Raw genomic sequence first — 21,038 nt, 5'->3', positions numbered from 1 at the left:
CGGAGAGTTGGCCGGACCCAGTTCAATCGCACCAGCGGAAGGGAAGCGACCCTCCCTCCATCCGGCGTCCCCGCGCCGACCGTTCGTCGCGACCGCGCAGTAATGCACGGGGATGGGTGGAGTATGCATCGGTTCGTGGGGATGGGGATAAGGGGGATTGGCTGCACCCCTTTCCACTTTCACCGCGTTCCCTTCTCCCCTTGTGGGAGAAGGTGCCCGAAGGGTGGATGAGGGGTATCCCGGGCTTTCAGCATGGGATGGCGCAGCACCCCTCACCCTCGTCTTTCTGCTGGACGCAGAAATCCTTTCCCTCTCCCGCAAGGGGCGAGGGGTGACGACTGATATAAAGGCGCCGTCTGGATTCCGGCGTGCGCCCGGATGACATCGTGGTTTGAGCCAGCCGCGGCGTAGCGCAGCGATGATCGAGTATGGGCCCGATGCTCACCCAAACAAAAGGCCCCCGGCAATGCCGAGGGCCCCTGTTCATTCAGCCGGCCAGATCAGCCGTTTTCGAGCCACTTCACGTCAGCCGGCGACAGCTTGATGTCGAAGGCTTTGATGCTGTCGTCCAGTTCCTGCAGGGTGCGTGGCCCAATCAGCGGGATCACCGGGAACGGCTGCGCCAGCACATAGGCGAGGGCGACGTGGATCGGGCTCTTGCCGAGCTTCTTGCCCAGCTCGATAGCCCGGTCGCGACGCTGGAAGTTGCCTTCCGAGTACCAGACGCGCACCAGTTCCTCATTGTCCTTCTTGTCCCGACCGGCACGGTCGGTGAAGAAGCCACGGCCCTGGCTGGACCAGGCAAAGTTGGGAATCTGGCGATCGTTGAGCCATTTTTTCCAGTCGTCGTCCGATGAGGAAATGCAGCCGTCCCAGATCACGTCCTGCATTTCGGCGAGGGCGAAGTTGTTGGAGAGGGCGCCCGGCGCCTGCTTGCCGGTTTTTTTGGCATAGGCGATGGCTTCGTCCATGCGGGCCTGGGTCCAGTTGGAGCCGCCGAAGATGCCGCGAATGCGACCCTTCTTGACCTCATCGTCCATGGCATCGACGAATTCACCGACCGGAACGTTGAGATTGTCGCGATGCATGAAGTACAGATCGACATAGTCGGTCTGCAGACGATCCAGCGACTGGGTGAGCTGCTTGCCGATCACGTCCGGGTAGCACAGCGGCGAGTGCGCACCCTTGCCGATCAGCACCGACTGTTCACGCGTGCCACGGCTGGTGTGCCATTGGCCGAACAGCTTTTCGGTGTAACCCGAACCATAGACATAGGCGGTATCGAACAGATTGCCGCCGGCCTCGAAGAACGCATCGAGCAGAATGGCGCCGCTGGAGAAGGTGCGGAAATCTTCAAAACCCAGCGCGGCAACGGACGCCTGCTGCTTGAGGCCGGGGATCGAGCGCTTCGGAATGCTGGTGCCGCTTGGCCCGAGCTTGCGGCCCGAAAGCGTGTTGACGCGGCGGGTCGACTTTTCGATATTGAACTCGATGCCGGCATCGGCGCGCCACTTGTCGAGCACGCGGGCATTGCCCAGGCTATCGGCCCAGGTCATGCCCGGAGCCGCCAGTTCCTGCTTGCCGGCCAGAATCGCGTCGCCCGCAGCTTCCGCTTCGAACGAATAGACGTGGCGGGTTTCGTTGACGCTGATGGTTTCGCGCGAGCCATCGTTCTTGATGACCTCGATCTTGCCCAGGCCCTGGTCCCGGTTACCGCCGGCAAACCAGAAGTCCGGCACTTCGATGCGGCCCAGCGAACCGTGGATGCGCAGCACGTTGTCGAGGTTGACGAACACGGCGCACGAGACCTGCGCCACGATGCCATTCTCAAAGGTCAGGGTGGCTGCGGCCCAATCGTCGCTGCCTTCGGCATTGAGCTTGGCGGTGCCCGATACCTTGATCGGATCAAGGAATGGCTTGCCCGCGGCAACGCCGGCGATATAGCGCGACATCGACACCGGATAGCCGCCGACATCGAGAATGCCGCCGCCGGCCAGATCATTGGCGAACAGGCGGTGCTGCGGCTGGAACTTGCCCATGTTGAAGCCGAAGCTCGACTGGATCATCCGCACATCGCCGATGACGCCGGAGGCAATCAGTTCGCCGATCTTCCTGGTCTGCGGATGCAGGCGATACATGAAGGCTTCGCCCGCAAAGGTGCCGGCCTTGCGGTGGGCATTCATTACCGCGTCGATTTCAAAAGCGGTCAGCGCAAACGGCTTTTCCACCAGCACATGCTTGCCCGCTTCGGCCGCCTTGATCGCCCATTCGGCGTGGAACGGGTGGGGCGTGGCGATATAGATCGCGTCGACTTCCTTGTCGGCCAGCAGCGCATCATAGCCATTATGGATACGTGCGCCGGGAAATTCGGTGGCGAGGCCCGGCTTGCTGGGATCGCGCGTCGCGATGGCAACCAGCTTGCCATTGGTGGACCCGGCGACGCCGTCACGGAACGCCTTGGCAATGCTGCCTGGGCCCAGAATGCCCCAGCGGATGGTCGATGCAGACATGAGATATTTCCCTCTTGTGGCTGTCGGTTCGCGCAAGTACCGCGGTTTGAACCGGTGGAGTTGAATACGGGCAGGCAAGCCAGATGGCGCCCGCACGGCAGAATGAGCCGGGTGATGACGCGATTGCGCGCGCCGCACGATGAACTGTCGCAATCCTCCCGGCCGCTAGCCAAACTCGATCCGGAATCGCCTCCACGCTTCCATCCGGCTCGTCATGCTGATGGGCCTGCCAAGCCGAGCACGCAAGTGCCAGGTTTCGAGGCGCTTTTAGTGCGGGCCAAAGCCGCCCGATTGCGTCCGCGTCACCCGACCCTTTGGCCTCAGCGCGAACCTTTTCGTTTGCTCTTATGATGAGCGCTTTCTAGATTAGCGCAGCCGTTGGCGGCGTCTCTCCAAATCGGAACACCAAGTTGCTGGAAAGTAAGAACTCCAAGAAACGCTTTTGGGACGCCAGTAGCAGCTCGGTTGAACGCGTGCCCAACCAGCTGCGCGTCAGCCACCAGCAGCCCGGCATCATGCTGACGCCGCACTGGCACGCGCAGGTTGAAATCAACTATCTGTTCCGCGGTACCATGGACTACCGGATGCATGGGCATTCGGTGCGCCTGAAGGCGGGGGAGCTGTGCATTTTCTGGGGCGGCCTGCCGCACCAGAGCGTCGATACCTCCGACGACGCCTTCTACGTGGCCATGCACATTCCGCTGATTCACTTCTTCCGGCTGCGCCTGCCACCGGAAGTGACCGGCAAGCTGATCCATGGCGCGACGCTGGTCACCACCGCGCCGGATGGGTCGGACGACGACAACTTCAATCGCTGGTCCGACTATATGCGCAATGGCGGTCCGGCCAAGGCAGATCACGCCATTGATGAGCTGCTGCTGCGCATCGAACGGGTGCAGTTCGAGCCGTTCTACCTGATCGAGCCGGGCGGCATGACGGCCGGTGCGGTGGACCATGTGGACAACCAGTCATTCAGCAATATCTCCAATATCTGCGACTATATCGCCACCAATTTTCGGCACGACATCGACAGCATCGACATTGCCTCCTCGGTCGATATCCATCCCAAATATGCGATGAGCGTGTTCAAGAAATCCACGGGGATGACGCTCAATGAGTACGTCAACCTGCTGCGGCTCAGCTATGCGCAGGCGCTGCTGATGCAGGATGATGTCAACGTGCTGCAGGTGGCGATGGAAAGCGGCTTCGGCTCGCTCAGCGCCTTCAACAAGGCATTCCGCAAGATTGCCGGCATGTCGCCCAGCGATTTCCGCCGTGATTCGCGCTTCCGGCCGAGTGCAGCCAGCCTGCGCCGACCGGAACAGGCCGAAGAGCTCGGCTGACCGCCCTGATGGTCAAGCGGCGCATCATCGCCCTGGCGTTCGGCGTGGTGCTGGTGGCGCTGCTGGCGCTGCTGCGCGGCAGCGATCCGTTTCCGCTCCGGGTGGCGCGCGAAACCACCTTTGATTTTTACCAGCAGCTCAAGCCGCGTGCCGATCCGCAATTGCCGATCCGCATCATCGATATCGACGAGGCCTCGCTGGCGCAGATCGGGCAATGGCCATGGCCGCGCAATACCATGGCGACGCTGGCGCGACGGCTGACCGAACTGGGCGCGGCGGCGGTGGCGTTCGACGTGATCTTTGCCGAACCCGACCGCGCCTCGCCTTCGGCCGATGGTGGCAGCGCGGACTACGACGCTGACTTTGCCGCAGCACTGGCACAGGGGCCGACGATTCTCGGGCTGAGCGAGAATGCAGCCAGCGCCAAACTGCCTGGGGTCGCCAAGGCCGGGTTTGCGATCAGTGGCGCTGATCCGCTGGCGGCTCTGCCAGTGCTGACCGGGGCGGCGCTGCCACTGCCACAGCTCGGGGCGGCCGCGAGCGGGCTGGGTGTCGTCAGCCTGGAAAAAGGCACCGGCGGCGGCGTGGTGCGGCGATTGCCGCTGCTGTGGTCGAACGGGACGACGGAGTTTCCAGCGCTATCGGTAGAGGCCCTGCGCATCGCGCTGGGGGTTTCGACACTGGTGGTGCTCGGCGACACCGATGGCTTGGGCACAGTCGATGCGCTCAGGATCGGCGATATCGAAGTGCCGACCGGGCCGAGTGCCGATATCTGGCTGTATTACCGGCTATTGCAGCCCGGGATGTCGATCCCGGCCAAGGATATGCTGGCGGATAACTACCATGCACTCGCCGACCGGATTGCCGGACACATCGTGCTGATCGGGGCTTCGGCGACTGGGCTGCAGGACGTGCGCAGCGGAGCGCTGGGTGGCGCGGTGTCGGGCGTTTCGGTGCATGTGCAGGCACTGGAGCAGATGCTGAGCGGGGTCTATCTCAGCCGCGCCGATTGGGTTGGTGGCCTCGAAGTCGTGCTGTTCGCCATTGCGGCGCTGGCCATCGTCATCGTCATCCTGTTGACCGGGCCGATTATCGGCCTGCTGTTTTCCGGGATGATCGTGTTGGTGGCGACCGCGGCGTCGTGGTTTGCCTTTGCCAGTTACGGCTTGTTGATCGACCCCAGCTTTCCGCTGCTCGGCGCATTGGTTGTCTACGCGGCCATGGCATTCTTCCAGTTTGCGGTGACCGATGCCGACAAGCGGCGGATTCGCAGCGCCTTTGGCTATTATGTGGCGCCAGCGCTGCTGACCCAGATCGAGAACAGCGCTGGCGAGTTGAAGCTGGGCGGCGAGCTGCGCGACCTGACGGTGATGTTTTCCGATGTGCGCAATTTCTCCTCGATCAGCGAGCGGCTCGAACCAGCGCGGCTGGTGGGCCTGCTCAATACCGTGTTCGGCGCGCTGGGCGGCCAGATTACCGGCCAGTTTGGCACCATCGACAAGTTCATGGGCGATGCCATCATGGCGTTCTGGAATGCGCCGGTGGACGTGGCACAGCACCCGCTGCGGGCCTGCCAGGCGGCGCTGGGGATGCGGGCGGCTTTGCGGGCACTCAACCAAAGCCACCCTGACGCGCTTGGCGGCGAGGCCGTTGCCATCGGCATCGGCATCGCCACCGGCCCGGCACTGGTGGGCAATATGGGGCTGGAATCGCGGTTCGATTATTCCTGTATTGGCGAGACGGTGAACATTGCCAGCCGTATCGAGGGCGGCTGCAAGACGGTGGCCTACGATATTGTAATTACGGCGGAAACGCGCGACGCAGTGTCCGAATTTGCCACGCTCGACGCGGGGGCACTGGCGCTAAAGGGCATCTCGGCGCGCGAACCGATCTTTATCCTGCTCGGCGATGCGGACCTGGCGCAAAGCGCGCAATTTCTGGCGCTGAAGACACAGCATGAGGCGACCCTGGATGGATTGCGTCGCGGGGACGATGCCGAGGGGCTTGCGCGGTCCTGTGCAGAACTTGCGGAGCGGATCGACCCGTTGTTACGAAATTTCTATGCCGTGCTGCCGCAGCGGCGGGATGATTTTTTGGACACGTTCCGCGCCTAAAGCTTGGAAAATTCGACCGCCTGGCCCCGTCCATGGCCTTTGGCCGCATAGCAGGCAGCGTCCGCTTCGCCCATCAGGCCGAGCGAAGATGCGGGCGTCGCGGCGATGCTGGTCATGCCGATACTGATGCCGATGCGGTATGTCTTGCTGGCCCAGGTGAAGGCCAGGGCGGCAACGGCGCGGACGATCTTGTCGGCAACGATTTTGCCATGGCTGGCCGGACAGTCCTGCAGCAATACCGCAAATTCGTCGCCGCCGATGCGCGCCGCCACGTCGTGCGCGCGGCAGCAGCCACGAATGGTCAGCGCCACCTGTTTGAGCAGGGCATCGCCTGCGGCGTGGCCAGCATTGTCGTTGACCGGTTTGAAGCGATCCAGATCAAGATAGAGCAGGGTGTGTTCGCGATTGCCGTCGCGGGCCGAGGCCTGGGCGGTGCTGAGCTGGCGTTCGAACGATGCCCGGTTGGGCAGCCCGGTCAGATCGTCATGGGCGGCGGAGTGCGCCAATTGCCGTTGCAGTGCCCGGCTTTGGGTGATGTCCTGGAACACCACCACGGCGCCGGTGACCCAACCACTGGGCAGGCGGACTGGCGCCGCCGAGCAGCGGATGTCGCGCTCCAGCCCGTTTTTGCCAACCAGGATCATGTCATTCTCGATTTCGATCGGCAGGCCCCTGTCGAGGCAATCCTGAACCAGATCGGGCGCCGGGCGGCTGGATTCCGCACGGATGATAAAGACCTCTTCCACGCGGCGACCGATCGCCTGTTCCGATGACCAGCCGGTCAGCATTTCGGCGGCTGGGTTGATGAACACGATCTTGCCGGCCGCATTGGTGGAAATCGTTCCATCGACGATGGAATCAAGCGTGATCCGAAGCCGCTGCTTTTCCGCGGCGAGTTCCTGCTCGATCTGCTTGAGATGGGTGATGTCGGTGTCGGTGCCAATGGTGCGCAGGGCATTGCCGTCCTCGTCCCACTCGACCGGCCTGCCACGGCTCAGGATGTTGACGTAATGGCCGTCGCGGTGGCGTTCCCGATACTCCAGAATGTCGTAGCCGTCTTCGCCCTGCCCCTGTCGGTCGGCATGGGTCATCACCCATTCACGGTCATCAGGATGGACCCGTTGCAGCCAGAGATCGCGGCTATCGATGAGCACTTCATCGAACGGAATGCCCCGCATGATGCGCCACATATTGGAATAGAACGTGACATTGGTGCGGCGATCATGATCCCAGACACCCTGCCGGGCACCCTCAAGCGCAAAATTCCAGCGGTTCTCGCTGTTGAGCAGGGCTTCCTCGGCGTGTCGCTGGCGTTCGATACCGGTCAACTGCACGACAAGATATTGCGGCGTCTTCGACCTGCCCGAACGGACAAGGGATGCCGCCAGCATTACCCACAGTGGAGAACCGTCATTGTGGCGAAATCGGTGCTCGCCGCGATAGCGTTCAACCTCGCCGCGCGACAACCGCTCAAGCTGCTGGCGAGCTGCGGCGTCGTCATCGGGGTGGATTAAATCCCAGAGCGAAACCACGGCATCAGTTTTGCCGTCGTGCCCCAGCATCTCATTGAAAGCGTTGTTGGAATAGTGGATCAGCCCGCCAAGGTCGGCAACCATCATGCCGATCGCAGCATCATCGACAATAGCACGCAGCAGCGAGCCGTTCTTCTCGAACAAGCTGGTTGCCTGTGCCAATATTTTGTTGCCGGGCGAATTCATGCGGCCACTCTGCGCCATGGCCGTTAATAACTGGCTTATTGGAATTGGCGCGTTGTCAAATGTGAACAACTATATTGGCAAAGTCCGCGCCCCCGTTGGACTGGACAATGGCAACGGAATGTCGATGAAATTTGGCTCCATGATCGCCTTGGCGCTGCTTGCGGCAATGGCAAGCCTGATGCCGGCGAGCGCGCAATCGGTCATGCCTGCGGTCGACGAGGTGGTCAAAACCTATGTCGGGCACGATAGCCCCGGCGTGGCGGTATTAGTCATGCGCCACGGCAAGGTGCTGCTGATGCAAGGCTGCGGCTATGCCGATCTCCGCCGCAAGACACCGGTTGATCCCCATACGGTGTTCGACCTGGCCTCCGTCTCCAAGCAGATGACGGCACAGGCCGCGATGCTGGAAATCCAGGAAGGCGCGCTGAAGCGCGACACCAAAATTGCCGACGTGCTGCCCGTGTTCAAGCAGCAGGAGACTGGCGGGCGTCCGCTCAAGGTTGACGATTTGCTGCATCATGTCAGTGGGCTGGCCGATTATCTGGACGGCGGGCTCAATTACCAGAGTGACACCACCAATGCCGAGGTGATCGACTGGTTGGTGCAGCAGCGGCTGGAACGCACGCCGGGCAGCGGGTTCGGCTATTCCAACTCCGGCTACATCGTGCTGGCCAGTGTCGTCGCCGCTGCTGATCATGCTGCGACGCTGAAACAAGTGCTGGAAAACCGCATCTGGGAACCTCTCGATATGAGCGAAACCGGATTGGTGACGCCGGCCAAAGGCGTGGTGGTAGCCACGGGCTATGCTGGCACGAGCGGCGATTTCGAGCCGAGTTCCTACCCGACCGTGACCGAGGGCGACGGCAATGTGCTCACCAATCTGACCGATATGGCCAAATACGAGCACGCACTGGCGACCAATGAATTGTTGAGCGCCAAGGCCACCGCAGCGCTGTTTGTCAATGGCAAGCTCGATAACGGCATGCCGCTCAAGGACCCGGAATCTGGCACCGGCTATGGCTTCGGCTGGGAACTGGAGCATGCCGCCGGCGCCGATTACGCCCAGCACACCGGTAGCTGGATGGGCACGTCGACGGCCTATCAGCGCAATCTGGATTCCGGGCTGACAGTGATCGTGCTGGCCAATGGCGAGGACATGGCCGCCGCCGACCTGGCGGCAGAAATCGAAGCGGCAATCGACGAGTGACGTGGTCACCGGCATCAGTGCGCCAGGCCAAGACAAAAGAGGGGAAATTCAATGACGATGGAACGGTTTCGGCTTGATGGCAAAGTTGCGCTGGTCACCGGCGGTACGCGTGGCATCGGCTTCGGCATTGCCCGCTCATTGGGGGAGGCGGGAGCGCGGCTGGTCGTGTCATCACGCACGCCAAGGTCCGACGCCATCGAGGCGCTGAAGGGCGCTGGCTTTCAGGTCGATTACATTGCTACCGACATGCTCGATCCGGAAGGCCCACGGCGCCTGGTGGAACAGGCGACGGCGCTGACGGGGCGGCTGGATATTCTGGTCAACAATGCCGGCATTGCCGAGCACGGCGACACCGAGACCTTTCCGCTGGAAAAGTACCGGCGGCTGATGACCACCAATCTGGATTCGGTGTTCTTCGCCTGCCAGGCGGCGCTGACGCCGATGCGTGAACAACAGAGTGGTGTGATCCTCAATATCGGTTCGATCTCGGGCTATGTGTCCAATATTCCGCAGCGGCAGGCGGCCTATAATGCCAGCAAGGCAGCGATCCATATGCTGACCAAGAGTCTGGCCAGCGATTATGCGATCGAGAACATCCGCGTCAACGCCATCGCGCCGGGCTACATCATGACCGACATGACGGCCGATGGGTTCGACGATCCGGTGACCGCCGGGGTGTGGACCGACATGACGCCGATGCGCAAGGTCGGCAGCGCCGACGACATTGGCGCGGCGGCGGTCTATCTGTGTTCGGATGCGTCCAGCTACGTCACCGGCGAAGTGCTGGTGATTGATGGTGGCTATACCTTGCGATAGGCGAGATGGACGCGGGGTCTTTCCAGACTACGACTTTGGAAAGACCCCCATCCGGCGCAGAGCGCCAACCTTTCCCCAGGAGGGGGCAGGGAAAGGTATTAGTGGCCACCACCAGCACCAGCGGGTGGCTTGCCCGGCTTCTTCATCAGCAATGTGAAGGCAGCCAGACCGGCAAACAGCACCGTCAGGATCAGCAGGACGTCGATGAACGACAGGATCAATGCCTGTTGGCGGACCATGTTGGACAACTGGCGGGTCGCCGCTGCCAGGCCGTCGAGCCCGTTCATGGTGTTGTTGAAGGTCATCTGGTTGAGCTGCTGCACCGCCTGGGGATTAGACCAGGTGACGTTTTCAGCCAGCCGTTCGTAGTGATTGGCGGTGCGGTTGGTCAGGATGGTGTTGATGATCGCCAGACCGACGGCGCCACCCAGATTGCGGGTGAGGTTGAACAGGCCAGATCCGCCCTTGATGCGGCTCGGGTGCAGGGTACCCAGCGCCAGATTGTTGATCGGCACCATGCACAGCATCATCGAGACACCGCGGAAGATCTGCGGGATCAGCAGTTCCTGAAAGCTCCAGTCGGACGTGAGCTGGCTCATGCTGAAGGTGCCCGCGGCGAAGCCGAGGAAGCCGATCATCATCATTAAGCGCAGATCGATCTTGTTCGACAGGATGCCGGCAATCGGCGCCGTCAGGAACATGCAGAGGCCCGAGATGAACAGCGTTTCCCCGATCATCATGGAATCGTAGTGGCGGATGCGCCCGAGATAGAGCGGATACAGATAGGTCAGCCCATAAAGCCCGATACCCAGCACGAACGAGAACACCGAGCCAAAGGCAAAGTTGACGTTGCCGAAGGCCTTGAGATCGACAATCGGGAATTCGACCTTGAAAGCGCGCCAGAAGAACACCACCCCGCCGATCAGCATGGCAATGAACACCACCAGAATGGTCTGGTCGTTCAGCCAGTCATGGGCCGAGCCTTCTTCCAGCACATATTCGAGGCACCCCAGCATGGTGCCCATGGCGAGCAGGCCCCACCAGTCGAACTTGGCCATCAGGCCCTTTTCCGGCTTGTCGAAATCGATCAGCGTCCAGGCGGCGATCGACACCAGAATGCCGGGGACGACGTTGATCAGGAACAGCCAGTGCCAGGAAAGCGCGCTGGTCAGATAGCCGCCAACGGTCGGCCCGATGGTGGGCGCCAGGGTGGCAACGAGACCGATGATCGGCGAGACGATATTGCGCTTGGAGGGCGGGAACACCGTAAAGGCCGCGGCGAACACCGACGGGATCATGCCGCCGCCGATAAAGCCCTGCAGCGCGCGATAGACGATCATCTGATCGATATTGGTCGCGGTGGCGCACAGCGCGCTGGCGATGGTGAAGCCGGCGGCGGAAATGGTGAACAGCACGCGGGTCGACATGATGCGGGCGAGCGTTCCCGACAGCGGGATCATGATCACTTCGGCGATCAGATAGGCCGTCTGCACCCAGGCGATTTCATCCGAGCCGGCGCTGAGGCCAGCCTGGATTTCGGCCAGAGATGCCGAAACCACCTGGATGTCCAGGATCGCCATGAACATGCCGAACACCATCGCCACGAAGGCAAAGATCCGGCGTGCGGGAAGGGCGTCTTCGACCGGCGCCCGGGCGCCGGCAACCATTGTCTGGGCCATCGAACGATCCCCCGAGCCGCTTAATTGGTCGGGATGGTGCGGGTATCGGCGTCAACCACGACGCTGAGGCCGGCGCGCAGCTTGCCGCTGGCCAGAGCCTCGGCAGGCAGGGTGATCTTGACCGGAACGCGCTGTACCACCTTGGTGAAGTTGCCGGTGGCGTTTTCCGCAGGCAGCAGGGAGAACACCGAGCCCGAAGCCGGCGACAGCGAGTCGACGGTGCCGATGATGGTTTCGCCTTCGAGGGCATCGACGTGGATTTCAACTTTTTCGCCAGGCACCAGCTTGGTCAGCTGGGTTTCCTTGAAATTGGCTTCCACATACAGCGCACTGACCGGAACGATGGCAGCCAGACGCGCTCCAACAGCGACGAGATCGCCTTCCTGCACCGCCATATTGCCAACAATGCCGTCATAGGGCGCCTTGAGCACGGTGAAGCTCATGTCGCGCTGGGCCTTCTGCAGGATCAACTGCTGCGACTTGATGGTCCCCGCAGCCTCGGCGCGCTGTGCCTGCAACACGCCGATATTGGCTTCGGCGGCGGCGATCTGGGCGTCGGCGGCAACCAGATTTGCATTGGCCTGGTCGAGACCAGCAGTGGCCTTGTCGAGATCGGACTGCGAGGCCACGGCCTTGGCGGCCAGCTGGGTCGAACGGTCAAAGCCAAGCTTGGCATTGCGCTGGGCGGCTTCCAGAGCGGTCTTCTGGGCCTTGGCCTGGGCAACAGCTGCGTGGGCGCCCGTGATCTGCGCGTCGATACGCAGTAAAGTCAGGTTCTGGTTATCGATGGAGGCCTGAGCCTGCTCCTGGGCAATGGTGTAGTCGCCGTTGTCGAGCGTCACCAGCGGATCGCCAGCCTTGACGGCCTGATTGGCGACCACGTTCACCTTGGTCACATAACCGGAAACCTTGGGGGAAATCGTGGTGATATCGCCGCCGATATAGGCATCGTCGGTGGAGACCATGAAGCGGCCAACCGTATAGTAATTGTAGCCGAACCAGCCACCCCCACCGAGCACGGCGAGCGCGATGATTGGCACAACGACCCTGCGGCGACTGCCGCCCTTGGCCTTGGGCGCAATGGCAACCGGCGCTGCCACTTCGGGCGCTGCCTCGGTTACCGGCGCTTCGGCCTTGCCGGGATTTGGAAACTGGCGGACTTTGTCTGTATCATTGGCCATGGCGGCACCAACTGCTGGATTGATTAAACCGAACTGTTCGGTTCGATTGACATATGCCGGTCGCGATAGCATATCAAGAGAAATCGAACTGATCGGTTCGAACACGAACTATGCGGATAATGCATGATGAACGCGCCCCACAAGCCCGACGAAATCGATGAAAATGAAACGGGTTCCAGCAAGGGTCGTACGCCCGCCGGGCAGGACCCGGTCAAGCGCGACCAGATCCTCGATGGCGCCAAGCGTTGCTTCATGACGCTGGGTTTTGAAGCGGCCAGCATGAACGAAATCACCAAGGAAGCCGGGGTTTCCAAGGGCACTATCTATGTCTATTTCGAGAACAAGGAAGAGTTGTTTACAGCGCTGGTGGATCGCGAGCGCGGTATTCTGCTCGACAATGCCCATCATGAATTGGAGGAGGGCACCTCCGTTGCCGACTCGCTCCAGCGCTTTGGCGTTTCGATCACCACCCACCTGACCTCGGACAAGGTAATGAAGGCGCAGCGCATGGTGCTCGGGGTCTATGAGCGCATGCCGCAAATCGCGCTGCGCTTTATGGGACCAGATCCATTTTCCGCGATTGCGATTCTACAACGCTATCTCGTGGAAAAGGTCGCCAGCGGCGCGTTGCAGATCGACGACACCGAATTGGCGGCGCGGCAATTCATCGAGCTGTCGATGGCCAACACGTTCAAGCGCCGCCTGTTCGGCAATATGCCCAAGGAAGCCCCGCGCGCCGACATCGAGCGCACGGTAGCGATCGGCGTGGCGATGTTTTTGAAGTTCTACGGGGCCTGAGGGCCGAAACTAGAACTTGCCGACTTCGGCTTTTACCCTGTCGATAAACCCACCCAGCCGTTCCGGCGAATTGTTGTTCATGTCGTAGAGCGCCAGATATTTCGGCGGCGTCCTGGTGCTGAAGGTCGCCCAGGCCCAGCGGCGCGCGAGGCGGCGGGGCGGGTCGCCCATGATCATGGTGCGGATGCGGTCGCCGCCATAGGTGGTGACGAACATCACTTTCTGAATGTTTTTCAGATTGGGCCGGAGCCGGCCCCGATCGCCGCCACTGTCAAGCGTGAACGACACGCCGGGCAAAAAGATACGATCGAAATACCCTTTTAGAATAGCCGGATAGCCGTAATTCCACACCGGATGCACGAAGATCAGCGCATCGGCGGCCAGCAACCGATCGACATAGGGTTTGACCAGCGGCGTCAGGTTGCCCGGGATGTCGTGATAGTTCAGCCGCTCGTCACGGCTCATTTTGGCGTCGAAGTCCTCATCGTAGAGACTGAGCGCATCGACCTCATGGCCTTTCGCCTTGAGGGTTTCGACCACGGCGTTGAACAGGGTGCGGTTGTAGCTGCTTTCCACCGGGTGGGCGTGAACGACGTGAACCCGCATCAGGTCGCACCAACCGGGTTGAGGCCATCGAACAACCAGGCACGACCGGCGTTGAAATCGAAGTCCGGATCGTTCCAGGCGATCATCTTGCCCGGATTGAGCATGCCCTTGGGATCGGCCTCCTGCTTGAACGCAAGCTGCTTGCGATCAGTCCGCTTCATGCCGCCTTCTTCGAGCGTATAGCGATGCGGATTGAACACGTCGCAGCCATTGGCTTCGTGGATGGCGATGATTTCTTCCAGCCGCGCTTCGGTGGTGTAGCGCACCAGAGGCAGTCCAGCGAAGGTGACAATGCCGTCCTGCCGGGTGATCTCGATATGCATCGGCAACTCGTCACCGAGCAGGCCGACGATCTTTTCGACGTGCGCCACGCTCGGGTAGCGCGTCTGCAGATAGGTGATGTCGGGATCGACCTTGAGCGCGCGCAATGTGGTGTGGTTCCAGGCCAGCTCGTACACCGGCGGCAGGCGCTTGAGTTCTTCCTCGCTGGCCCTGTCGGAGCGGTAAAGCATCTCGCCCTTTTGGTGGCTGACGAACAGCTCCATGGCATCGACCGCCACCGGTGCCACCATCAGCAACACCACCGATTGGCCGGGCTTGATGTAGGATTTGTGCCGATTGAAATAGGCCTCCGGGATCGGCGCCGCGCAGGGCGATACTTCCTTGACCAGCAGGCCATCCTGCAGGGCCACAGCCTGGCCAAAGCGGCAGGCCTCCATGAAATCATCAAAGCCGACAATCATGTCGACCCAGTCATAGGAGGTGGTCAGTGGCATTTCCGCTTCAACGATAATCCCGTTGGTGCCATAGGCATGGGCGACCTTGAGGATATCCTCGCCGGTCAGGTCCAGCTCGCGCGGCACTGCCTCGCAGGTGATGACCTTGAGGCCCAGAATACTGCCCAGATTGCGCAACCCGCCCCAACGGACCGAGCCGACGCCACCCGAGCCACCGGCGATAAAGCCGCCAAGGCTGGCCATGCGATAGGTCGAAGGGTGAAACCGCAGCTCGCCGCCGACGGCAGCCCTGGTCTGGTGATCGATCTGTTCAAGGATAGCCCCGGCCTGGGCGCGGACGCGGTCCGGTTTGATCTCCAGCACCTGATCCATCAGCATCAGGTTGAGCATCGCGCCACCCGATAGCGGCATGGCCTGTCCGTAATTGCCGGTGCCGGCACCGCGCGGCGTGATGGCGATGCCATGCTTGTAGGCGGCGGCGAGGATGGTTTTGACTTCCTCATTGTTGCGCGGTGACACCACGATTTCAGCGGTGACGTGATCGAGCTTGGCCTTGAGCACCGGCGAATACCAGTAATGATCGCGGCTGCGCTGTTGCACGATGCGGGGATGGTCTTCGACGGGAATGTCGCCAAGTTCGGCGCGGAAATCAGCGATGCTCATGGTGTCGATCCCATCAAGTCGTCCAGTTCACGGTAATCGGGCAGGGTGGTGTCGATCGGCATCCCGGCGCGGATGACGACGCGGTCGGTCTGCGGGCGGCTCAGCAGTTCGGACCAGGCGCGGGCGCCAGTGATGACAAAGTCGGCCGGCGCTCCGACGCTGATCGTGCCCTTGTAGGCAAACTTGCCGTGGGCGGCGGGCGTTGCGGTGATGGCGCGCAGCCAATCCCACGCCTCGGCCTGCGGATGATCGAAATGCAGGATACGGGCGCCCTCGCGGAACACTTCCATGCCGTCCAGATCGCCATAGGCATAGAACGGATCGCGGGTGTTGTCCGATGCAATGGTGACAGTGGCACCAGCGGCCTTGAACTCGTTGAGCAGGGTGACACCGCGCCGGATCGGCGTGCGCACGCGACCGACATTGTCGCGGTCTTGAAGATACATGTTGCACATCGGCAGCGACACGATGGCGATGCCGGCTTTGACCACGGTGTCGATGGTGGTTTTGACTGTGGCCTCATCCTGCACGGTCAGCACGCAGCAATGGCCCGCCATCACCTTGTCGGTGAAACCGGTCTCGATCACCGCTTCGGCCAGGTGAAGCAAAGCGTGGGCGGCGGGGTCGCCGGTTTCGTCGGTGTGCAGATCAAGATCGAGGCCAAGCTCACCGGCCTTTTCGACCACGCGCAGCATGGCCTCCTTGGATCGATCAAACACCCCAACCGAACCGCCAAGAATGCCGCCCGATGCCTTGACCTGCTGGGCGACGGCATCGAGTTCGGCTGGGTTGACCAGCGTATCCGGGCCGACGATCGAGACGGCCTGCAACTCGATGCGGCCCGCCCATTTGTCGCGCATCTTTTCAAACAGCGTCCAGCTGATTTCATGCTGTGGCGGGGCTGAATCGAGGTGGGTGCGGATGGCGGCGGTGCCGTGGGCATAGGCGCAGCGCAGCGCAAAATCGAAACGGCGCTCCACGTCCTCGGCGGCCCACATGCTGGTACGATCATCCTGCACGGCGAGCAGGGCGCCCAGCCAGGTGCCGTCCGGATTTTCCTTGCGTGGCCAGATGTGGCCCTTGTCGAGATGGGTGTGAATATCGACAAAGGCGGGCAGCACGAGCCCATCGCCGCAATCATAGGCGGTGCCGCCCATGGTGATATCGATGCTGGGTTCGATGGCGGTGACGATGCCATCGACCACGGCGATATCGCGCTGAACCACGGCGCCGCCGATCTGGCCCAGGGCCGAGACCGGAACTCGGGCATTTTTGAGCACGAACGTGCCGGCGGCGGAGAAGGAAGAAGTCGCCACGTCTAGTTCTCCCGCTTGATGGCACTTTCGTGCCAGCGATGCAGCGTCAGCCACGAGATGAATGAGGTCAGCCCGAAAATGGCGATGCCCGTGCCGCACAGCATCAGCAGCGCCACGAACATCCGGGGCAGGTTCATGCGGTACTGGCTTTCCAGCAACCTGAAGGCCAGGCCCGAACCTTGCCCTGCCGACCCAGCCGCAAATTCTGCCACCACCGCGGCGATCAAGGACAGTCCGCCGCCGATCCGCAGCCCAGCCATGAAATACGGCATGGAGGCCGGAATTTTGAGGAAGATCAGCGTCTGCCAGCCTGATGCGCCATGCAGTTCGAACAGGTTGAGCAGGTTGTGATCAACGCTTTTGAGCCCCTGCGCCATGTTCGACAGGATCGGGAAAAAGGCGACGAGGAAGGCGCAGATCAGCAACGCCGTCTGGGTATTCGGCGCGTAGATCAGCAGCAGCGGCGCGATGGCGATCATCGGGGTGACCTGCAGGATCACCGCGAAGGGATACAGCGCCAGTTCGAGCAGGCGTGACTGTACCAGCATGATGGCAAGCCCAACGCCCCCGATCAGCGCAATCGCCAGCGCCATGAACGTGATGCGGACGGTCACCAGCAGCGCGGGCCACAGCGTCGAGGAGTCGGTGAACAGCGCTGTGGCCACGTCGACCGGCCCGGGCAGGATGTATTTGGGAATGCCATTGAGGGTGATCAGCAGGTGCCAGGCGATGATCGCCAGCACCAGCGCGGTAATCGGCACGAATATCTGCAACAGCCGCTCATTGCCGGTGGTGCGCGGCTGCAGAACCGGCACGGCGCTGTCGGTGCCCATTTCAGCTGGCAGGGTGATGGGAGCATCGGTCACGGGCGCACCTCCGCAGCAGTGATGGCGCTTTGCAGCGCCTCGGAAACGGTCTGGCAGGTCTGGCGATAGCCTTCCGAGGTGCGGTAATCGCCTTCGCGCGTCGGCGGCTGATCGATTTGCAGGTCGCTGTAAACCTGCCCCGGGCGCGCCCGCATCACCACGATGCGGCTGGAAAGATAGGCTGACTCATAGACCGAGTGGGTGACGAAAATCACTGTCATGCCGAACTGCCGCCACAGCCGCAGCACGTCATCATTGAGCTTTTGCCGGGTGATTTCATCAAGTGCCGCAAAGGGCTCATCCATCAGCAGCAGTTTTGGTCTGGTGACCATGGCGCGGGCGATCGACACGCGCATGCGCATGCCGCCCGACAGTTCACGCGGATAGGATTTGGCAAAATCTGCGAGACCGACGCTGGCGAGACCGTCCATGATCCGGTCATGGGAGTCGGCCTTGGCCACGCGCTTGAGCTTGAGTGGCAGGCGAACGTTTTCGTACACAGTCGACCACGGCATCAGCGTCGGGTCCTGAAACACGAAGCCGATATCGCCTTCGGGCAGGCCCTTCTGGTTGATCTTGGACGTCGGCCAGTCGATGCTGCCGGAGGTTGGCGCGCCGAGGCCAGCAATGATCCGCAGCGCCGTGGATTTGCCGCAGCCGGAGGGGCCGAGCAGGGAGATGAACTCGCCGCCGCGCACATCCAGCGACATGTCCTTGAGCGCCAGCGTGCCGTTGGAGAACACCTTGCTGACATGGCGCATCGAAACGATGGCGCGTGCGGGAGCAATTTCGGCCGGTTTGACGGCCTCTGCAGTTGATAAATCGGTCAATATATTGAACCCGGTTTAGGGTCAGAACGGCGCGGACGGTATTGTCCGCGCCGATAGTGTGGGCGGGTCGGCTTACTTGACGAGATCCATACCGACGCCCTTGCAGACGAACTTGGTGGTATAGGCCTTGGAGATGTCGATGCCGTCTTCATAGACGCCGGCCTTGACCATCTTGCCGTAGAAATCCGTCCAGCGGGCATCGGTCATGCAGCCGATGCCTTTGTCGGTGGCATCGCCGGAAACCAGAATGCCATATTCCTTCATCTTGGCGATGGAGAAGGCGATCTGGCCATCGGTCATTTCCGGATTGTCTTTTTTGATCAGATCGTTGGCGGCTTTGTTGTCACCGTAAAGGTAGTTGTACCAGCCGATGATCGAGGCATCGACGAAGCGCTGCACCAGGTCGGGATTCTTGTCGACGATTTCCTGGCGGGTTTCGATGGTGGTCGAATACGGGTCGTAGCCGAAATCGGCGAGCAGGAAGACCTTGGGCGCCCAACCGGTCTGCTTTTCGATTTCGTAGGGCTCGGAGGTCAGATAGCCCTGCTGAACCGACTTGTCGTCGGCAATGAACGGCGCCGGATTGAAGGTGTAGGGTTCATACATTTCGTCCTTGAAGCCCGGAAAGCTGGCCTTCATCCACGGCCAGTAGCCGGAAAAGAAGCTGTCCTTGCCCATGATCAGCTTGCTGGCCGTCGCCAGGCTGGCGATATCGGTGAACGGCGCATCGGGATGTGCCAGCAGCACCTGCGGGTCCTTCTGGAAGATCGATGCGACGGTAATGCCGGGGATGCCCTGCTTCACATCGTCGATGGTGGCCATGCCGCCCATGTAGAAATCGATCTGCCCGGCGATCAGCAATTGTCCGTTCGGCGCCTGTGGGCCGCCCTGGCGAATGGTGACGTCGAGGCCGTACTTCTTGTAGGTGCCGTCGGCCACGGCCTGATAATAGCCGCCATGCTCGGCCTGGGCGAGCCAGTTGGTGCCGAACGATACTGCGTCATCGGCATAGGCCATGCCCGACAGGCTCGCGGCCACGAGGGTCGCCGAAGCGACCAATGCATTCACATGCTTCATTTCTGACTCTCCAGGACCGCGAGCGGGAGGAACGCTTGGCGGTGGTGAATTGTTGTGCGCCGGGAGGGCGTGCCCAAATCTTTGCCCTTTCTGTTTCGCTTGTGAAGCCAAAAAAGCAGCAAATGCAAATTTTGCCCCTATCGTGTGCAAAGTAAGCGAAAAGGGCCTTTGCAACCGGTTTACTAGCCGCTACGATCCGTGCCTCAAGGATTTCCCGCCGATGGCAAAACCACTTTCTCCACCCCAGATTCATCCCCCCTTTGCGCCCTATAGCCACGGCATCAGCGTGCCGGCGGGGCAGCAATTGGTGTTTGTTTCTGGACAGTTGGGAATTGATGCGGCTGGAAATATCCCGCCGACCAGCGGCGGGCAGGCAGAAATCTGCTTTGCCAATATCGCCGCAATCCTGGCCGAAGCCGGCCTGGGGCTGCAACATATCGTGCGCGTCAACGCCTACGTCACCGGGCGCGAGCACCTCCCCGAATATATGGCCGTGCGGAACGGGCTATTTGCCGCACCATACCCGGCATCGACGCTGATGATCGTCTCCGGCTTCGCACGACCTGAGTTTTTTGTTGAAGTAGAGGCCGTGGCCGCCGGCCCGGCCTGAGGAGTACGCATGGCTCGTAAAATCTGGTGGACTGACTTTTCGGCGTCCGAGTTCGATAATGTCGATCCGCACAAGACCATCGCCATCATGCCGATTGCGGCGATCGAGCAGCATGGCCCGCACCTGCCGGTGGGCACCGATACCATCATCAATCAGTCGATGCTCGACCTGCTCGCGGCCCGCATTCCCGAGACGATGGACGTGCGCATCCTGCCGGTGCAGGCTATCGGCAAATCCAACGAACATATCTGGTCCAAGGGCACCGTCACCCATACCGCTACCAACCTGATCGATGCATGGACCCATGTCGGCCTCGAGGTGGCGCGATCAGGCGTGAGGAAGATCATCTTCATCAACTCCCATGGCGGCAATGAAGAGATCATGGGCATCGTTGCGCGCGAACTGCGGGTGCGCGCCGGCATGCTGGCGGTCAAGAGCGGCTGGCGGTTCACGCCGCCTGATGTTTTGACTGACCTGGAGCGCCGCCACGGCATTCATGGTGGCGATGCCGAAACCTCGCTGATCCTGCATTTCCGGCCAGATCTGGTCGATATGAGCAAGGCCGGGAACTTCGTTTCCATTGCGGCGCGCGATGAAGCCGAATTCAAGTATCTGCGCCCGACCGGAGCCTTCGGGCACGTCTATGCGTGGGTCTCGTCCGATATCAATCCGGGCGGCGCTGTCGGCGATGCTTCATTGGGCACTGCCGAAAAAGGCCGGCTTATTGCCGAAGCGAACGTGGCCGGCATGCTCGAAGTGCTGGCAGAGATTGAGCGGATGCCGCTGCCGGGATAGGGCGACGATAGCGCCAAACCCACCGGACGGCACCTCCCCCTTGACGGGGGACTGTTCACTTTGGACTCAGTTTGAGATTTCGGTTGAAGAACAGGGCAAGTGTCACGTCGAGCATCTGAAGTGTTTTGGAGGCGCGTTTGGATCGGCGGGTGAACCGGGCCAGGTTGTCTCT

Annotated in this window: 17 protein-coding genes; 7 read left to right on the top strand and 10 right to left on the bottom strand. The window is 61.4% G+C overall.

Features of this window, described 5'->3' with window-relative positions:
- Positions 1-500: 500 nt before the first annotated feature.
- Complete coding sequence (locus ABIT12_RS03670) at positions 501-2,510, bottom strand: aldo/keto reductase (RefSeq protein WP_348041314.1); 2,010 nt, start codon at positions 2,508-2,510, stop codon at positions 501-503.
- Positions 2,511-2,983: 473 nt separating this feature from the next.
- Between ABIT12_RS03670 and ABIT12_RS03665 the strand changes: the two genes are divergently transcribed.
- Positions 2,984-3,853 (top strand): helix-turn-helix domain-containing protein, encoded by an 870-nt coding sequence (locus ABIT12_RS03665; RefSeq protein WP_348041312.1) that lies wholly within the window; start codon positions 2,984-2,986, stop codon positions 3,851-3,853.
- Between the two features lie 8 nt (positions 3,854-3,861).
- The gene (locus ABIT12_RS03660) at positions 3,862-5,967 is read left to right on the top strand and encodes an adenylate/guanylate cyclase domain-containing protein (RefSeq protein WP_348041310.1); all 2,106 of its coding nucleotides are present in this window, start codon (positions 3,862-3,864) and stop codon (positions 5,965-5,967) included.
- Here ABIT12_RS03660 and ABIT12_RS03655 read toward each other — a convergent pair.
- Complete coding sequence (locus ABIT12_RS03655) at positions 5,964-7,685, bottom strand: PAS domain S-box protein (protein ID WP_348041308.1); 1,722 nt, start codon at positions 7,683-7,685, stop codon at positions 5,964-5,966. The genes ABIT12_RS03660 and ABIT12_RS03655 overlap by 4 nt on opposite strands.
- 124 nt (positions 7,686-7,809) lie before the next feature.
- Between ABIT12_RS03655 and ABIT12_RS03650 the strand changes: the two genes are divergently transcribed.
- Positions 7,810-8,892, top strand: a complete 1,083-nt coding sequence (locus tag ABIT12_RS03650) for a serine hydrolase domain-containing protein (protein WP_348041306.1) — start codon at positions 7,810-7,812, stop codon at positions 8,890-8,892.
- Between the two features lie 51 nt (positions 8,893-8,943).
- Complete coding sequence (locus tag ABIT12_RS03645; RefSeq protein ID WP_348041304.1) at positions 8,944-9,708, top strand: glucose 1-dehydrogenase; 765 nt, start codon at positions 8,944-8,946, stop codon at positions 9,706-9,708.
- 98 nt (positions 9,709-9,806) lie between these two features.
- Here the strand turns inward: ABIT12_RS03645 and ABIT12_RS03640 are convergent, their stop codons facing one another.
- Positions 9,807-11,387, bottom strand: a complete 1,581-nt coding sequence (locus ABIT12_RS03640; RefSeq protein ID WP_348041302.1) for a DHA2 family efflux MFS transporter permease subunit — start codon at positions 11,385-11,387, stop codon at positions 9,807-9,809.
- Positions 11,388-11,407: 20 nt separating this feature from the next.
- The gene (locus ABIT12_RS03635; RefSeq protein ID WP_348041300.1) at positions 11,408-12,568 is read right to left on the bottom strand and encodes an HlyD family secretion protein; all 1,161 of its coding nucleotides are present in this window, start codon (positions 12,566-12,568) and stop codon (positions 11,408-11,410) included.
- A 123-nt stretch (positions 12,569-12,691) separates the two neighbouring features.
- Between ABIT12_RS03635 and ABIT12_RS03630 the strand changes: the two genes are divergently transcribed.
- A complete protein-coding gene (locus tag ABIT12_RS03630; RefSeq protein ID WP_348041299.1) occupies positions 12,692-13,366 on the top strand; it encodes a TetR/AcrR family transcriptional regulator in 675 nt (224 codons plus the stop codon).
- Between the two features lie 9 nt (positions 13,367-13,375).
- Here the strand turns inward: ABIT12_RS03630 and ABIT12_RS03625 are convergent, their stop codons facing one another.
- The 6 genes from ABIT12_RS03625 to ABIT12_RS03600 all read right to left on the bottom strand — a co-directional run bounded on the left by ABIT12_RS03625 (position 13,376) and on the right by ABIT12_RS03600 (position 19,461).
- The gene (locus tag ABIT12_RS03625; RefSeq protein ID WP_348041298.1) at positions 13,376-13,972 is read right to left on the bottom strand and encodes an NAD(P)H-dependent oxidoreductase; all 597 of its coding nucleotides are present in this window, start codon (positions 13,970-13,972) and stop codon (positions 13,376-13,378) included.
- Positions 13,972-15,366 carry an FAD-binding oxidoreductase gene (locus tag ABIT12_RS03620; RefSeq protein ID WP_348041322.1) on the bottom strand — a complete coding sequence of 465 codons (1,395 nt, stop codon included), beginning with the start codon at positions 15,364-15,366 and terminating at the stop codon, positions 13,972-13,974. Before ABIT12_RS03620 ends, ABIT12_RS03625 begins: the two co-directional genes overlap by 1 nt.
- Before the next feature lie 2 nt (positions 15,367-15,368).
- Positions 15,369-16,688, bottom strand: a complete 1,320-nt coding sequence (locus ABIT12_RS03615) for a cytosine deaminase (RefSeq protein ID WP_348041297.1) — start codon at positions 16,686-16,688, stop codon at positions 15,369-15,371.
- Positions 16,689-16,690: 2 nt separating this feature from the next.
- Positions 16,691-17,521 (bottom strand): ABC transporter permease, encoded by an 831-nt coding sequence (locus tag ABIT12_RS03610; RefSeq protein WP_348041320.1) that lies wholly within the window; start codon positions 17,519-17,521, stop codon positions 16,691-16,693.
- 29 nt (positions 17,522-17,550) lie between these two features.
- The gene (locus ABIT12_RS03605) at positions 17,551-18,315 is read right to left on the bottom strand and encodes an ABC transporter ATP-binding protein (RefSeq protein ID WP_348041318.1); all 765 of its coding nucleotides are present in this window, start codon (positions 18,313-18,315) and stop codon (positions 17,551-17,553) included.
- A 141-nt stretch (positions 18,316-18,456) separates the two neighbouring features.
- A complete protein-coding gene (locus ABIT12_RS03600) occupies positions 18,457-19,461 on the bottom strand; it encodes an ABC transporter substrate-binding protein (RefSeq protein WP_407065582.1) in 1,005 nt (334 codons plus the stop codon).
- Positions 19,462-19,681: 220 nt separating this feature from the next.
- Here ABIT12_RS03600 and ABIT12_RS03595 point away from each other — a divergent pair, with 220 nt between their 5' ends.
- Positions 19,682-20,071: a RidA family protein gene (locus ABIT12_RS03595; RefSeq protein ID WP_348041296.1), complete on the top strand. Its 390-nt coding sequence runs from the start codon at positions 19,682-19,684 to the stop codon at positions 20,069-20,071.
- Positions 20,072-20,080: 9 nt separating this feature from the next.
- Complete coding sequence (locus tag ABIT12_RS03590; RefSeq protein WP_348041295.1) at positions 20,081-20,866, top strand: creatininase family protein; 786 nt, start codon at positions 20,081-20,083, stop codon at positions 20,864-20,866.
- Positions 20,867-21,038: the final 172 nt, after the last annotated feature.

This window comes from Devosia sp., from assembly GCF_039927955.1.
Lineage (GTDB): Bacteria > Pseudomonadota > Alphaproteobacteria > Rhizobiales > Devosiaceae > Devosia.
The sequence above is the reverse complement of the archived record's forward strand: the minus strand, read 5'-3'. Positions and strand labels throughout refer to the sequence as shown.